This is a genomic window from Arcicella aquatica, from assembly GCF_034928825.1.
In the GTDB taxonomy this organism is placed as follows: Bacteria; Bacteroidota; Bacteroidia; order Cytophagales; family Spirosomataceae; genus Arcicella; species Arcicella aquatica.
Genome location: NZ_JAYFUL010000005.1, coordinates 38,819 through 56,235 on the forward strand (window position 1 = coordinate 38,819; position 17,417 = coordinate 56,235).

Annotated in this window: 7 protein-coding genes; all 7 read left to right on the forward strand. The window is 35.8% G+C overall.

Annotated elements, in window-relative coordinates; translation table 11 throughout:
- Positions 1 to 10: 10 nt before the first annotated feature.
- The 7 genes from VB264_RS04200 (at position 11) to VB264_RS04230 (ending at position 17,399) form a co-directional block, all read left to right on the forward strand.
- Positions 11 to 2,437: an ABC transporter permease gene (locus VB264_RS04200; RefSeq protein ID WP_323247047.1), complete on the forward strand. Its 2,427-nt coding sequence runs from the start codon at positions 11 to 13 to the stop codon at positions 2,435 to 2,437.
- Between the two features lie 89 nt (positions 2,438 to 2,526).
- Complete coding sequence (locus tag VB264_RS04205) at positions 2,527 to 4,947, forward strand: ABC transporter permease (protein WP_323247048.1); 2,421 nt, start codon at positions 2,527 to 2,529, stop codon at positions 4,945 to 4,947.
- A gap of 112 nt (positions 4,948 to 5,059) precedes the next feature.
- Positions 5,060 to 7,426, forward strand: a complete 2,367-nt coding sequence (locus VB264_RS04210; RefSeq protein ID WP_323247049.1) for an ABC transporter permease — start codon at positions 5,060 to 5,062, stop codon at positions 7,424 to 7,426.
- A gap of 21 nt (positions 7,427 to 7,447) precedes the next feature.
- Positions 7,448 to 9,832: an ABC transporter permease gene (locus VB264_RS04215; RefSeq protein ID WP_323247051.1), complete on the forward strand. Its 2,385-nt coding sequence runs from the start codon at positions 7,448 to 7,450 to the stop codon at positions 9,830 to 9,832.
- A gap of 180 nt (positions 9,833 to 10,012) precedes the next feature.
- Positions 10,013 to 12,415 carry an ABC transporter permease gene (locus VB264_RS04220; RefSeq protein ID WP_323247052.1) on the forward strand — a complete coding sequence of 801 codons (2,403 nt, stop codon included), beginning with the start codon at positions 10,013 to 10,015 and terminating at the stop codon, positions 12,413 to 12,415.
- 97 nt (positions 12,416 to 12,512) lie between these two features.
- Positions 12,513 to 14,897, forward strand: a complete 2,385-nt coding sequence (locus tag VB264_RS04225; RefSeq protein WP_323247053.1) for an ABC transporter permease — start codon at positions 12,513 to 12,515, stop codon at positions 14,895 to 14,897.
- Between the two features lie 90 nt (positions 14,898 to 14,987).
- Positions 14,988 to 17,399, forward strand: a complete 2,412-nt coding sequence (locus tag VB264_RS04230; RefSeq protein WP_323247055.1) for an ABC transporter permease — start codon at positions 14,988 to 14,990, stop codon at positions 17,397 to 17,399.
- Positions 17,400 to 17,417 lie beyond the last annotated feature (18 nt).

The following is a 17,417-nucleotide window of genomic DNA, read 5'->3' on the forward strand; positions in this document are numbered from 1 at the left end:
GTCATAACTCATGTTTAAAAATCATCTTAAAATAGCTTTGAGAGTCTTGTTCAGAAACAAGGTTTACTCATTCATTAATATTGCGGGGTTGGCTTTAGGAATTTCCGCCTTTTTGTTGATTTTAGAATATGTAAGCTTGGAAAGAAGCGTGAATCAATTTCATGCTAATTTACCCAATATGTATCGCCTACTGAACCAGAATAATAAAGGCGAAACATGGGCGCAAGTAGAACCAGGCTGGGCAACCAAAGCCAAAGAACGCCTTCCAGAAATAAAAGAATATTGCAGAGTAGCCGATGGAGTAGCACAAGGCATTGTAAAAAATGAATCAAAAAATGTTTCGTTTAGAGAGAAAAAAATGGGTTATGCCGAAGGCAATTTCTTTTCCTTTTTTAGCTTTCCTCTTCTCAAAGGTTCGGCTAGTGAATTGAACAAACCTGATGTAATTTTCATGGCTGAGTCGGCTGCTAAAAAGTATTTTGATAAAGCAGACCCTATCGGACAAACACTTACTTTATATAACCAATTTGGCAAAAAAGATTATGTCGTAAAAGGCGTCTTTGCTGACATGGGCGATAATTCGGATATAAAGTTAGATTTAGTACTTTCTTTAGAAACCCTAAAAAATCCAGCCAATTTAAATGGAAACGATTGGGCAAGTATTGATAATTTAGACTCACAATATATTGACACGTATTTTTTGCTCAATCAAAAAACTGATTATTTGGCACTTGAAGGTAAACTAAACACCCTTAGAAAAGAATTGAGTAAAGAAAACGATGCTACTAATTTCAGACTTCAACCCTTTTCTGAAATACATTTAGCCAGTAGTTTTTCAGACACTTATCAGCACTATGGTAATGTAAAATATGTATTTATCCTTAGTGGAATAGCGTTCCTTATTTTGGTGATAGCATGGTTCAACTATATCAACCTTAGCACAGCCAATGCCCTAAAAAGAGCTAACGAAGTAGGCGTACGAAAAGTAATCGGTGCTACTAGAAGTAACCTAGTACTCCAATTTTTAGGGGAATCGATGTTAGTTAATTTGTTTGCATTCGTGGGGGCTATCTTTTTAGTTACTTTATTACAACCATTTTTCAATCAGACAATTCAGAAAGACCTTTCTTTAACAACACTCCTCTCCTCCTCGCTTTGGGTAATAGGCTTAGGTTTGTTAGTGGTAGGGTCTATTGGTTCGGGTGTTTATACTGCCTTTGGTCTGGCCAATTTTAAATTGATAGAAACGCTCAAAGGCAAACTACACAAATCGACCAAGGGAATATTCTTGAGAAAATCATTGGTAGTGACACAATTTAGTATTTCCATTGCCCTAATCATTGTTACGATTATTGTTTTCAGTCAATTGAAACACATGCAAAACCAAGATTTAGGCATGAATATCAAGCAATTGTTAGTCATAAAAGGACCAGAAATTGGCAAAGATAGTACTTATAAAAGCCGAGTAAGTGCCTTTGAAACCGATATTGCCCAACAAAGCTTTGTGACAGACTATTGCACGAGCGGAAGCGTACCTAGTAACTGGTATAATTTTACGACAGTTGGTTTCACTTCGGCAAAATCAAAAGCAGGCGATGAACATAAGGCCTATTCGTTTGTCATCATTGGCAATAATTTTTTAAAAACCTATCAAATTCCTTTAAAGGCAGGACGCAATTTTACTGCTAAAGAATGTGAGGTTGACTGGAATGATAATAGCAAAGTACTTTTGAACGAAAAAGCCATCGTACAATTAGGCTTTAAGTCGGCGACAGAGGCTGTAAATGCCAAAATCAAATGGGACGAGCGTTACCTTGAAGTGATTGGAGTAGTGAAAGACTATCATCATAAAAGCTTACAAACAGCTATCGACCCGATGATTTTTTACCCTCAGAATAATTCTTCGTATTTAACAGTAAAATTATCCGGAGAAAATATGACCTCAAAGGTAGCTACTTTAGAAAACATATTCAAAAGTCATTTTTCGGGTAATCCATTTGAGTTTTTCTTTATGGATGACAATTTCAATAAGCAGTACGAAACCGAGAGCCAATACAGCACCTTATTCACAACGGCGTCTGTCTGGGCAATTTTCATTGCCTGCATGGGTCTTTTTGGGTTAGCTACTTTCACAGTAGAATCACGTACCAAAGAAATTGGTATCCGAAAAATTTTGGGCGCTTCCGTATTGAGTATTGTACAATTGTTATCAAAAGATTTTTTGATACTTGTATTTATCGCTATCGTCATTGCTTGCCCGATAGCCTATTATTTCATGCAACAATGGCTACAAGATTTTGCGAGTAGAATAACCATTGAATGGTGGTATTTTGTAGTAGCAGGTGCTTTGGCTTTGGGAATTGCCTTGCTAACTGTTGGATACCAAGCCATCAAATCAGCCTTAATGAATCCAGTAAAAAGTTTGAGAACAGAATAAATGAGTGAAGAGTTTAGAATGCGGAGTGAGGAGTATTTTTTACTGAAATCCAAAATCCTTTAGTCATTTAGTCCTAAAGTCATATAATCATGCTACAAAATTATTTAAAAATCGCTATTCGTAATTTGCTTAGAAACAAGACTTTCTCAGCAATTAATGTCGTAGGCTTGGCTTTAGGAATTGCTACTTGCCTTATCATCATGCTTTTTGTCTATGATGAATTAAGCTATGATCGATTTAATGAAAAAGCCGATAGGATTTATCGTGTTGTTTTTAAAGCCTCTATCAATGATGGAAAAATCAATGAGGCCAATGTGATGCCTCCAACAGCACAGGTATTGAAAAATGATTATCCAGAAGTACTAGATGCTACTCGTTTACGCACCAGTGGTTCGCCTGAAATCGTGTATCACGATAAGAAATTCAAAGAAAACTCTTTTGCTTCTGTAGATGCCAATTTCTTCCAAGTATTTACTTTACCTCTTCTGAAAGGTGATACTAAAACGGCTTTGGTTCAACCCAATACGGCTGTCATCACAAAGGAATTAGCTAAAAAATATTTCGGTAACGAAGACCCTATCGGCAAGGTACTATTTATCAAAAGTTGGAATGAGAATTATAAAATAACTGGGCTTATCGACAAAGTACCACATAATTCGCACTTCCATTTTGATATTTTTGGTTCAATGTCCAGTGTAAAAGATGCAAAGAGTGATTCATGGATGACCTCAGGATTCTTCACGTATTTGGTGCTACCAGAAGGGTATGATTATAAAAAACTAGAAGCCAAATTGCCCCAAGTCATTAAAAAATACATGGGCCCGCAAATCCAAGTAGCCATGGGTATGAGCCTTTCTCAGTTTTTACAGAAAGGTAATCAGCTTGGACTTTTCCTTCAACCCTTAACCAGTATTCACTTAGACGCTGGTTATACTGGTAGCATGGAAGCCAGCGGAAACATTCAATATGTTTATATTTTCGGAGCAATTGCGATATTTATGATACTTATCGCTTGTATCAATTTCATGAATCTTTCAACAGCTGGAGCTTCCAAACGTGCCAAAGAAGTAGGCGTTCGTAAAGTATTGGGTTCTGTAAAACAAGATTTGATTACCCAGTTTTTATTTGAATCGGTACTTTTAAGCATCGTTGCACTTTTACTTTCTTTGATGTTGGTGCAATTAGCCTTGCCAATTTTCAATGATTTAGCCGAAAAAGATTTACAATTAGATTTCCTCAAAAACCCTCTCCTACTTCTTGCTTTTTTACTTTTTGGTTTATTGGTTGGCGTTTTGGCAGGCAGTTATCCAGCTTTTTTCCTTTCTTCTTTCAATCCTGTGGAAGTACTGAAAGGCAAATTCAAATTGGCAGGAAAAAGTATCAGTCTGAGAAGTGGTTTGGTAGTTTTTCAATTCTTTATTTCTATTGCTCTAATCATCGGTACAACGGTGGTATATCAGCAAATTAAGTTTATTCAAAGTAAAGATTTAGGCTATGCCAAAGACCAATTACTCATCATACGAAATACTTGGTCGATGGGGAAAAATGAAGAAGTATTTCGTCAGCAAATTTTACAAGACCCAAGAGTATTGAGCGTAACCAGTGCTGGTTATTTGCCAGCCGGACCGAGTGATTCAAATAATTCTCTGGGCTATCCCGACGGCGATGATTCGCAAATAATGCGAACGTTGGAGTACAAAATCGACGAGCAGTATATTCCAACGATGGGTATGAAAATCATTGCTGGACGGAATTTCTCTAAAGATTTTGCAACGGATTCTACCGCAATGATTATCAACGAAACAGCAGCAAAGGCTTTTGGTTGGGGTAAAAATGCCGTTGGACATACCATTACTCGCCTAAAAAATAACGAAGGCTTGAAAATTACGTATAGAATCATTGGCGTTGTGAAGGATTTTCACTTTAAATCGCTCCACGAAAGTATCACACCTTTGTTGATGGTTTCTGAAAAAACTTATGGTTTAACCATCAAAGTAAAAGGCAAAGATGTAGAAGGTTTGTTGGCTTTATTGAAAAACCAATGGCAAAAGTTTAATACAGAAGAGCCTTTTGCCTATTCTTTCATGGACGAGTTATTTGAAAAAACGTATCAGAGCGAACAGAAAGTAAGTATCATTTTAAGTATTTTCTCAGGACTCACCATTTTTGTGGCATGTTTAGGATTATTTGGCTTAGCTACTTTCACGGCTGAACAACGTACCAAAGAAATTGGGGTTCGCAAGGTGCTAGGTGCTTCGGTACAACAAATCGTAACCTTACTTTCTAAAGAGTTCCTCAAATTGGTATTAGTAGCCTGTTGTTTAGCTTTTCCGTTAGGGTATTGGCTCATGGACAAGTGGCTACAAGATTTTGCATATCGGATTGATATTAACGCATGGGTATTTGTATTGGCAGGAGTATTAGCTATCCTCATTGCTTTGTTGACTATTAGTTATCAAGCGATTAAAGCTGCCTTGGCTAATCCTGTGAAAAGTTTACGAACAGAATGATTTGAATTGGGAGTTTTGAATGCAGCGTGAGGAGTATTTTCATTAAAACTCAAAATCCCAAATCTGAAATCCTACAGTCATTTAGTCCTGAAATCTTTAAATCATAAATATCATGCTACAAAACTATCTAAAAATAGCTCTTAGGAATCTATGGCGTAATAAACTGTATTCAATCTTGAATATTGGTGGGCTAGCTACGGGTTTAGCCGCCGCAATGCTGATTTTACTTTTTGTTTCACATGAATTTAGCTACGACCAATTTCACGAAAAAGGTAATAGAATTTATAGAATATTATCGGTGAGTAAATACGGTGAACAAACTGTTCAGTTTACAGCGATGAATGCGAAGTTGGGGGAATTATTAAAAGAAGCTAACCCTGAAGTAGAAGAGTTTATTAGAATAAACAATGAAAGGAATATTACTTTCAAAAATGCACTTCATCCTGAAATCAAATTCAAAGAAGAATCGCTTTCATTCGTTGACCCTACTTTTTTCAAAGTGTTTACTTTTAAAACCTTACAAGGCAATGATAAATCATTCTTGAACAATCCTTTCAGTTTGGTCATCTCAGAGAATGTTGCTAAAAAATATTTTGGTAACGAAAACCCTATCGGAAAAACATTACTGTTAGAAGGCAAACAAGTATTCACGGTGACGGGTGTAATAGCACAAATGCCTTCCAATTCAACTTTTCAGTTTGAATTAATTACTCCTATATCTACTTTTCCCAAATTAGATGCCTCTAAGCTATCAATTTGGGAGCGTGCGGGTTCGTTTGAAACCTTTTTATTATTGAATAAACAGCAGTCTGTCTCTAAAGTAGAAAAGACGATTATTAAAGCTGGAAAGTTATCAGGTGGATTTGATGAAACAGCGACCTATTCACTTGAACAATTTGATAAACTTCATAACGGAAGCAATTTTTCGGATAAAACAAACACAAAATTTGCCTTGATTTTTTCGGGCATAGCAATATTAATTCTAGTACTAGCATTGTTCAACTACATGAGCCTGACAACCGCCAGAGCCACGATTAGAGCAAAGGAAGTAGGTATCAGAAAAGTAGTGGGTGCCGAACGCCTAGGATTAGTAAAGCAGTTTTATGTAGAAGCCTTTATCTATTGTTTATGTTCTTTTGTACTAGCCTTTTTGTTATTAGAAATACTACGTCAGCCTTTTTATGAGATTTTAGGCTTACAGGTAGATACGTCCTTTATGAAAAGCCCTCTTTTCATCGGAGTCTTGCTATCAGTATTTGCCTTGAGCATTCTACTATCTGGAAGTTACACTTCTCTTTTTCTCTCACGGTTTAGCCCAATAGAAGTGCTAAAAGGTAAATTTTCAAGCCAACAGAGTGGTGCAATCGTTCGAAAGGGATTTTTAATTTTCCAGTTCTCTGTTTCGGTAGTCCTTATCATCTGCACCTTGGTAGTACAACAACAACTAGATTATATGCGAAACATGGATTTGGGACTAACCAAAGACCAAGTTTTGGTATTGCCTATTGAAGAAAGTGCTGCCTCAAAAATCGCATTGTTCAACAATGAACTCAAGCAGATAAGTGGTGTAAAAAGTGTTTCAACCGTTTCTACACCCTTGTATAAAGGCGTAAATGCGTGGTTTACCAAATCATTGGTTTCTAAGAAGGAAGTTACATTATTTTCTATCAGTACCGACGAAAATTTCTTTAATACTGTTGATTTGAAATGGCTGAAAGCACCTATTGACAATAAAAACTTAACAGCAAAAGTCTATCTAAACGAAGTAGCTGTAAAACAAATGGAGTTGGGTGATAATCCTGTAGGAAAATCTGTGAACCTCGGAAGTGGTACAACCATAGTCGGTGGTATCATGAAAGATTTTCACTACAATGGTGTCAAATCAAAAATAGAAGCATTGATGATTTCAGTATCTGCCCCCAATCCTGCTGAAACATTATCTGGTTGTATCTATCTGCGGTTAGACTCAAAAACCGATGTGCAAGCAAAAGTGGCGCAAGTGCAAAACATCTACGAAAAATACCAAAGCGAGAAGCCCTTTGAATTTTATTTCCTAGATGAAGCATTTCAAAAGACATTCAGTGATGAAGTACGTATGTCAAAGATGTTTTTCAGCTTTACGAGTATCGCTATTCTGATAGCTTGTTTAGGTCTTTTCGGATTAATTACGTTTCTGGCAGAGCAAAAAGACAAAGAAATTGGTATCAGAAAAGTATTGGGAGCCAACATCAGGAACATTGTATTTCTACTTTCTAAAGACTTCTTAGGATTGGTTATCATTGCCAACTTCATCGCTATTCCATTGGCATGGTGGGCTATGCAAAAATGGTTGCAAGACTTTGTCTTTAGAATATCCCTGACTTGGGAAACCTTTCTGTTGGCAAGTTTAACCAGTATGGCGTTGGCCTTCATTACGGTCAGTTATCAAGCATTGAAATCAGCAGTGTCCAATCCCATTAAAAGCCTCCGCAACGAATAAAAAAACCTAAACATTAAAGCGATGTTACAAAACTATTTAAAAATAGCTATCCGAAACCTCCGACGCAATAAGGTGTTTTCGTTTATCAATATTGCGGGATTGAGCATTGGCTTGGCCTGTTGTATGTTAATCGTGCTTTATACCAAAGACGAAGTCAGCTACGACCGTTTCCATAAAAATGTCAATCAGATTTATAGAATCACCTCTACTGAAACTGCTCCAGATGGTAAAGTACAAAAATTTGGGATTACAGGCATGATGCCTGGCCCTAGTTTTAAAGAGCAATTGCCTGAAATTGAAAACTACGTCCGTATGCAAGGCGAAAGCTATAATATCAAAAAAGGTAATGATATTCTGGTGCAAGATGCCATGAAGGTGGATAGTTCATTCTTCACCATTTTCACTTTTGACTTTGCAGAAGGCTCAGCCAATACGGCTTTAAAAGACCCACAATCTGTCGTGATTTCGGAGGAAGTTGCCGAAAAGTATTTTGGAAAACAGTCCGCTTTAGGCAAAACATTGTCTATTAATTACGATGATACATTCCAAGATTTTACTGTAGGTGCTGTTACCAAAAAGACCCCACAGAATTCATCAATCAAGATTGATTTATTGATGCCCTATCACCGCGATAAAACGCATGATGACCAATGGATAAATTTTTATTTAAACACGATAGTAACCTTAAAACCATTTGCTAACCCAAAGGCCTTAGAAGCAAAATTTGCCAGTATTTATGCGCGTGAAGCAAAAGGGCAATTGATTGAAGCTAAAGAAAAATGGAATTACCAAAATACCATACAATATGGATTGCAACCCTTTTTAGATGTTCACCTTTCTACAGAGTTCAGAGCAGCTAATGGACTAAGAGACGAAAGTAATCCCATGTATTCGTATGTACTAATTGGGTTAGCTATTTTTCTATTGTTGATTGCTTGCATCAATTTCGTAAACCTAACAGTGGCTCGTTCGGTAAAAAGAAGTAAGGAAATCGGTATCAGAAAAGTAGTTGGTGGCGACCGTAAGGAACTTATCTGGCAATTCATGGGCGAATCTTTTGTCTTGAGCTTCATTGCCTTTCTGTTAGCCATCGTTTTGGTAGAATTAACGTTACCAGTCTTCAATGGCTTATCAAACAAAGCATTGTCATTGAAATACCTTTTTGATGTTCAACTGATTGCTGCTTATTTTTGCTTGTTCCTCCTCACAGGATTTTTGGCGGGTATTTATCCAGCCTTGGTATTATCAAGCTTTAGTCCTGTCGATACACTATATGGTCGTTTTAAGCTTTCGAAGGGTAGTTTCTTACAAAAAAGTCTTGTAGTTTTTCAGTTTTCGTTAGCAGCTTTTATGATGATGGCTACCTTGATTCTGTACGCTCAGTTTGATTTTTTAGTCAAACAGGATTTAGGGTATAAAGACGATAATATCGTAGAATTGTCAACTGGCAGAATGACCTATACCGAAACGCAGACCTTTAAACAAGAATTATTAAAAAATCCTGCTATCGAAAACGTAGCTCCTCGTCAAGGTGGTTTTTGGAATACTCTTGCCAAAGTGAACGGTAAAAAAGACATTGTTTTTGCCTTTGATATTGTTGATCAAGACTACCTCCCTACCTTACAAATACCGATGGTGCAAGGCAGAAATTTCTCAAAAGATTTTCCTTCGGATACCGCACAAGCCATTTTGGTCAATGAAGCTTTTGTAAAAGAAGCAGGATGGAAAAACCCAATCGGACAAACAGTTGATTTCTTCTCACGCAATAGAAAATTTCAGGTAGTGGGCGTAGTGAAAAACTATCATTTTTCGTCTTTATACGAAACCATTAAACCTCAACTATTTACTAGCAATCCAGAAATGGGTTCGTATGCTCAGTTAAATATCAAAATTAAGCCTAGCAATACGCCTGCTAGTTTAAAATACATCGAAAAGGTATTTAAAAAACTACGTCCTACGCAGCCGTATATCTATGAGTTTAAAGACCAAATCAACCAGAAACAATATGAAAAAGAGGCAAAATGGAAACAAATCATTAGCTTTTCGGCTATCTTAATCATGTTTATTTCTTGTATTGGTCTTTTTGGCTTGGCTACGCTTTCTGCCGAAAAACGCACCAAAGAAATAGGTATCAGAAAAGTGCTTGGAGCAACTGCTTTAGCCATCGTAGCCATGCTGACCAAAGATTTTTTGAAATTAGTATTTGTTTCCGTAGTACTTGCATTTCCATTAGCTTGGTGGTCTGCTAGTAAATTCTTAGAAAGTTATCCTTACCGTATCAACATTGGTGGCTGGATGTTCGCATTGGTGTTAGTCCTTTTAGTATGTATCACGATATTAACGATTAGCTACCAAGCCTTTAAATCTGCCTTGGCAAATCCTGTAAAGAGTTTAAGGTCTGAATAAGGCTAAACGTTCTCAATACAATCAAATATATTTGTTCAAAACCGCACAAGAAGTGTCCGAAAACGGACACTTCTTTTTTTGCAAAAATACATAATCTACTGAAAATCAAATAGATAATTTTTTGGTGATGTTTTTGAAAATATATGTTACATATCAACATCAAAATAACCTCCTCACGCTATGTTCAAAAATTACTTCAAAATAGCCTTCAGAAATCTTGTTAGGAATAAAGTTTATTCTTTTATCAACATCGGTGGATTAGCAGTTGGTATGGCTGTAGCAATGCTGATTGGTTTATGGATTCATGATGAATTGTCATTCAATAAATATCATACAAATTATGATAAAATAGGTGTTGCCCTACAACATCAAACAGAAAATGGCACAGTTTATACAGGCAATGCTATGCCTTTCCCGATAGGTCCTGAACTTAAAAACAAGTATGGCAATAACTTCAAATATTTAGCCATGGCTTCGTGGGAAGGGGACCATATATTATCTATAGGTGACAAGCAATTATCTAAAGGTGGGATTTATTTTGATACTGATGCCCCTAAGATGTTGTCACTGAAAATTTTGAAAGGAACAAATGAAGGACTGAAAACACCCAATTCTATTTTGCTTGCAGCATCAACGGCAAAGGCTTTTTTTGGTGAGGCCGACCCTATTAACCAAACCATGAAAATTGATAATAAACTGAATGTAAAAGTAACAGGCGTATATGAAGACCTACCTTTTAATGCTACCTTCAGAGATTTGAAATTCATTGCACCTTGGGATTTATACGTTTCTTCGGAAGAGTGGATAAAAAGAGCAAGAGATAATAATCAATGGGATAATAATTCATTTCAATTATATGCTCAAATAGCCGATAATACTGATTTTGAAACAGTGAATAAACGCATTCTTCGTTCAAAATTCAAGAATTTGGCCAAAGAAGAAAGACGATTTGATGCTAAAATTTTCCTTCAACCAATGGCTGACTGGCACTTGAAATCTAACTGGAAAAATGGTGTAAATACAGGTGGGTTGATAGAATACGTTTGGTTATTTGGTATTGTAGGTATTTTTGTATTGTTATTAGCGTGTATCAATTTCATGAATTTAAGCACTGCTCGTTCTGAAAAACGTGCTAAAGAAGTGGGCGTTCGTAAAGCGATAGGTTCTGTTCGTGGACAATTAATTGCACAATTCCTGAGTGAGTCTTTACTAGTAGTAGCCTTTTCATTTATATTTTCAATCATTATTGTAGAGCTTGCTCTACCCTTCTTCAATGAGGTTTCCGATAAAAAAATGACGATTCTATGGACAGACCCTTTGTTCTGGCTTCTTTCTCTTGGTTTTAGTTTAATCACAGGCTTGGTCGCTGGTAGTTATCCAGCTTTATATTTATCCTCTTTTCAGCCTGTAAAAGTACTAAAAGGCACTTTTAAGGCGGGTCGTTTTGCGGCCATTCCCCGCAAAGTATTAGTAATATTTCAGTTCACAGTTTCTGTAGCGTTAATTATTGGTACTATCATCATTTACAAACAAGTACAGTTTTCAAAAAACAGACCTATTGGCTATAATAGAGATGGCTTAATGATGATATTGATGAAAACACCAGATTTTTATGGAAAATTTGATTTGCTCCGTAATGAATTAAAAGCATCTGGAGCTATTGTTGAATTAGCAGAATCATCAAGTCCATTAACAGAAGTATGGTCAAACTCTGGTGGTTTTTCTTGGGAAGGCAAAGACCCTAATTTTGATACAGATTTTGCAAACATTAGAGTTACCCATGAATTTGGAAAAACTGTAGGTTGGAAGTTTAAAGAAGGAAGAGATTTTTCAAGAGATTTTTCTACTGATTCATTAGGGCTGGTTATCAATGAAGCAGCCGTAAAGTTTATGGGTATTAAAAATCCTGTTGGAAAAACTGTTACATGGGGGACTGGTAAAAACGCACAAAATTTTACCATTATTGGGGTAATTAAAGATATGCTGATGCAGTCGCCATACAAACCCGTAAAGCAATCTTTTTACTTCTTGAGTTCACATGATGTAAATTGGATAAACCTTAAATTGAATCCTAATAAAAGTACGAGCGAGTCTATTTCAAAGATTGAGGCTACCTTCAAAAAATATATTCCCTCCGCTCCTTTCGACTATAAATTTGCAGATGATGAATTTGCTAATAAATTCAAAACCGAAGAGCGTATTGGTAAATTAGCCTTGTTTTTTGCTGCCCTTGCTATCTTTATTTCATGCTTAGGTTTGTTCGGGCTGGCATCTTTTGTAGCTGAACAAAGAACCAAAGAAATTGGTATCAGAAAAGTATTAGGTGCTACGGTACTAAACCTATGGACTTTGCTTTCAAAAGATTTTTTATTGCTCGTTTTGGTATCACTCATTACAGCAACGCCTCTTGCCTATTACTTTATGCACAATTGGTTACAGAAATATGAATATAGAACAGATATTTCTTGGTGGATTTTCGCTTTTGCTGGACTAGGAGCCTTAGCTATTACATTATTAACGGTTAGTTTTCAAGCAGTAAAAGCAGCGCTGGCTAATCCTGTTAAGAGCCTAAGGACGGAATGATATGGAGTTAGGAGTTTTGAATGCAGCGTATTTTTCGTCAAAATCCCAAATCTAAAAACCTTTAGTCTTTTAGTCATCAATCTAAAGTCATATCATTATGTTTAGAAATTATTTCAAAATCGCCTTTCGTAATCTTGTTAAAAACAAGGGATATTCCCTAATTAACATTGGTGGATTAGCAGTTGGTATGGCAGTAGCAATACTGATTGGTTTGTGGATTCATGATGAATTGTCGTTCAATAAATATCATAAAAACTATGATAGAATTGTACAAGTGATGCAACATCAAACCTTTAATGGCGAAGTGGGTACGCAGACAGCTAATCCCTATTTACTAGGTGCTGAAATTCGTGAAAAATATGGAAGCGATTTCAAATTTGTACTAATGTCTTCTGGAAGAAGAAAGCATATCTTGAAGTTTGGTGATAAAAAACTTTCTATACGAGGCGAATACTTTGAAGCCGATGCACCAGAAATGCTTAGCTTAAAAATGCTGAAAGGAACAAATAATGGATTGAAAGACCCATCATCTATCTTAATTGATGAATCTACCGCAAAAGCATTTTTTGGTAATGAAAATCCTTTATTCAAATCGTTCAAAGTTGATAATAGATTTGATTTAAAAGTAACTGGCGTTTATGAAGATATTCCTTATAATTCCGATTTTCATGATTTAGCATTTATCGCTCCTTGGGACCTTTATATAAAAAATGAAAATTGGGATGAAAAACTAAGTAATCCTTGGCGAAGCAATGCCTTTCAAACCTATGCTCAGTTGGCTGATAATGCTGATGTGGATAAAGTTTCTGCAAAAATTAAAGATGTAAAACTCCTTAAGGTAGATAAAGCAGGTGCTTCTTTTAAACCCGAAGTATTTCTACATCCCATGAATAAATGGCATCTATATTCTGAGTTTAAAAATGGCATAAACACAGGTGGAAAAATCGAGTTTATTTGGCTATTTGGCATTATTGGAGTGTTTGTGTTGCTATTGGCTTGTATCAATTTTATGAACCTAAGTACGGCTCGTTCTGAAAAACGAGCTAAAGAAGTTGGCGTCAGAAAAGCCATTGGCTCAATGCGTAGCCAATTAATCATTCAGTTTCTTAGTGAATCTTTCCTTGTAGTATTTATCGCTTTTGTGCTATCCTTATTATTGGTAGAACTTAGTTTACCTGCTTTCAATGAAATAGCTGATAAAAAAATGGTTATCCTGTTCACGAGCCCAGTTTTTTGGCTTTTAGATTTAGTTTTTTGTTTAATAACAGGTTTTATTGCGGGAAGTTACCCAGCTTTGTATTTATCTTCTTTTCAACCTATTAAAGTGTTGAAAGGAACTTTCAGAATTGGGCATTTTGCCTCAATGCCTAGAAAAGTTTTAGTAGTCTTGCAGTTCACCGTTTCAATTACTTTAATCATTGGAACGATTATTATCTTTAACCAAATTCAATTTGCCAAAAATCGTCCAATAGGTTATAATAATTCAGGCTTATTAACAATGTTTGTCAACACGCCTGAATTATTACAGCACTATGATGCCATCAGAAATGATTTGATACAGACTGGAGCTGTATCAGAAATGTCTGAGTCTTCTAGTCCTACAACGGGTGTTTGGGCAATTAATAATGGTTATGATTGGAAGGGCAAAGACCCAAATGTTCAAGGCAATTTTGGCACAGTAGCAGTAACCCACGATTTTGGAAAAACTGTGGGTTGGCAATTTAAAGAAGGAAGAGATTTCTCAAGAGCATTTTCAACTGATTCTACAGGGGTTGTATTGAACGAGGCTGCAGTGAAATTTATGGGCATCAAACAAGTAGTTGGTGAAACCATGAAAATCGATGGCAAACCTTATAAGATACTAGGTGTAGTAAAAGATATGGTCATGAATTCTCCGTATGAACCTGCTTTACGTACTGTTTTTGTATTAGACTATAAATGGATAAATATCATTAATATCAAAATTAATCCTAAGGTAAGTTCCTCTGAAGCATTAGGAAAAATTGAGACTACTTTAAAAAAATATGCTCCTGATATGCCATTTGATTATTGGTTTGCTGATGATGAATATAATCTAAAATTTCTTAACGAAGTAAGAATTGGGAAACTGACTTCATTCTTTGCAGTATTGGCTATTTTTATTTCATGCTTAGGGTTGTTCGGACTAGCCTCTTTTGTAGCCGAACAAAGAACGAAGGAAATTGGTATCAGAAAAGTATTAGGAGCTACCGTTCTGAATCTATGGACATTACTTTCAAAAGAATTTGTATTGCTCGTACTGATTTCGCTTTTGACAGCCACTCCAATTGCCTATTATTATATGCACAATTGGTTACAAAGCTATGATTACAGAACAGATATTTCTTGGTGGATTTTCGCTTTTGCTGGTCTTGGTGCCTTAGTTATTACATTATTAACGGTTAGTTTTCAAGCAATAAAAGCAGCGCTGGCTAATCCTGTAAAGAGTTTGAGAACTGAGTAATTTCTATTGAAATGTTAAAAAAAGTTAAGCTAAATCAGAATATATATTAGTCTGACTATCTTCACTTTGAACTAATAAATTTCTGAAATTATGATACAAAACTACTTTAAAATAGCGTGGCGAAACCTGATGAAACGGAAGTTTTACTCATTGGTTTCGATATTAGGGTTGTCTGTTGGCATTACCTTTACATTACTGATTGGCACTTATATTTGGGGAGAACTACAAGTAAATGCTGATTTAAAGAATGTTGATAATCAGTACCTGATTCAAAGCAAATGGAAACAAGCTGATATGGGTTTAGAAATAACAACCCTTGCTCCGTTAGCAGAATCACTTAAACAAAATTACCCTAATCTGGTAGAAAACTTCTATCGCTTTGATGGGATTTCTTCTACGTTTTCAAACAGAGATAAAATTTTCAGAGAAGAGATACAACTTGGTGACTCTACTATTTTAAATATGTATGGGTTCAAGCTACTTCATGGCGATGCCACAACGGCTTTGAACCAGCCTTATACGATGGTTCTTACTGCCGAGCAGGCTATTAAGTATTTTGGACAATCGGATGTGGTAGGAAAGACCTTAACAGTAGAATCATTTTCGGGGAGTAAAAAAGATTTTATGATTACGGGCGTGTTAGATAAGCTAGCGACCAATTCCATTACAAATATGCTCAATAGCACAAAATCACCCGTGTTGATGTCCTTTGAAAGCAGTGATTATTTTGGTAGAGGTCAGTTTAATACTTGGAACAATCCTTATAATGTTGGTTATATCACGTTGAAAGAAGGTGTAAAGCCCGAAAGCTTAGCTAAGCCTATGGCAAAGTTAATTAAAGCTAATGCACCTGCCAATATTAGTGATAACCTGTTCCCGTATCTGACACCTGTAAAAGAGGTGTATAGAGAAGCAAACAATGGGATAGTAAAAAAGACAATCTTTACGCTAACCATGACGGCTCTGTTTATTTTACTAATGGCTATTGTCAATTTTATCAATATTTCAATTGGTAATTCTTTTACAAGGCTTAAAGAAATTGGCGTTCGTAAAATGCTTGGGAGCATGAAAGGACAAATTATTCGTCAGTTTTTAGCCGAATCTATTTTAATTGCTTTGGTAAGTTTACTGGTGGCATTGATATTATTTGAAATATTTCAACCCATTTTTGGACAAATATTGAATAAGACAATACCATCATTACTATCGATAACGCCTTACTTTTTTGTATTTGCTATCTTGCTAGCTTTATTGATTGGTTTGTTATCAGGTATGTATCCAGCTTTTGTTTTATCAAACATACCTTCAATAGATTCTTTAAAAGGGAAGTTAAAATCGATTAAAGAAAATATTTTTTTCAGGCGATTATTGATTGTTTCTCAGTTTTCAATTGCTCTTTTTGTTGGTGTCGGAGCCAGTGTCATTACCAAACAAGTAAATTACTTTTTTACCAAAGATTTGGGCTATCATAAAGAAGCCATTATTACAGCCAGAGTACCAAGGGATTGGTCACCGAAAGGGGTTGAAAAAATGGAGACTATCAGAAATGAAATGGTTAAACTAAAAGAGGTAAGTAATGCTACGTTATCTTTTGAAATTCCTGAGACTAATTCAAAAAATAGTATTGGTATTTACAAGATGGGGCAAGATTCTACCCAAGCTGTATATATTCCTAGTTTAACCAGTGATGATAAATACCTTGAAACATACCAAATCCCGATGGTAGCGGGGGTATTTTTTCAAGACAAAGCATCATCCTTTCAGGCAGGGAAAATGGTGTTGAATGAAGCGGGTATAAAGGCATTGGGATTTAAAAGTCCAGCACAAGCTATTGGGCAAATCGTTCGTTTACATTTTAGCCCTCAAAGCTATACGATAGTTGGCGTTACGAAAGATTTTCATTTAGGCTCAATGCATCAGGTTATTTCGCCTTTGGCTTTTATGAATGTCAAAGAAAATACTATTTTCAGGTATTTATCTTTCAAAATTCGCGAAGGCAATATTGCTGAATCATTATCAGCCATTCAACATAAATGGACTGAATTGATGCCAGGTTCGGTGTTTGAATATACTTTTATGGACGATACCCTCAAGAAACTATATCAGTCTGAATTACAGCTAAAAAAAGCCTCTGAATTAGCCACATTCTTATCAGTTATTATTGTAGTATTGGGTATTTTAGGAATGGTGTCAATGAGTATTGCTCGTAGAACCAAAGAACTAGGCATCAGAAAAGTATTGGGTGCATCAAGTATTAGTATCGTTATGCTTTTTTTGAAAGAATTTATCGTATTAATCTGTATCTCTATTGTTATTGCCTTTCCTTTAGCAGTAATTAGCATGAACAGTTGGTTAACAGGTTATGCTTATAGAATTGAGTTGAATTGGCAAATATTTACAGCCATAGCGATATTTTTTAGTTTGATGATTGCTTTTTTTGTTTTCTTACAAACATTTAAAGCTGCTTTAACTAACCCCATCAAAAGCCTTAAAACGGAGTAATAAATAGTGAGCCTGATT

Coding starts and splice junctions, on each gene's coding strand:
- VB264_RS04210 (WP_323247049.1), top strand. CDS start 5,060: ATGCTACAAAACTATCTAAAAATAGCTCTTAGGAATCTATGGCGTAAT.
- VB264_RS04220 (WP_323247052.1), top strand. CDS start 10,013: ATGTTCAAAAATTACTTCAAAATAGCCTTCAGAAATCTTGTTAGGAAT.
- VB264_RS04230 (WP_323247055.1), top strand. CDS start 14,988: ATGATACAAAACTACTTTAAAATAGCGTGGCGAAACCTGATGAAACGG.
- VB264_RS04200 (WP_323247047.1), top strand. CDS start 11: ATGTTTAAAAATCATCTTAAAATAGCTTTGAGAGTCTTGTTCAGAAAC.
- VB264_RS04205 (WP_323247048.1), top strand. CDS start 2,527: ATGCTACAAAATTATTTAAAAATCGCTATTCGTAATTTGCTTAGAAAC.
- VB264_RS04215 (WP_323247051.1), top strand. CDS start 7,448: ATGTTACAAAACTATTTAAAAATAGCTATCCGAAACCTCCGACGCAAT.
- VB264_RS04225 (WP_323247053.1), top strand. CDS start 12,513: ATGTTTAGAAATTATTTCAAAATCGCCTTTCGTAATCTTGTTAAAAAC.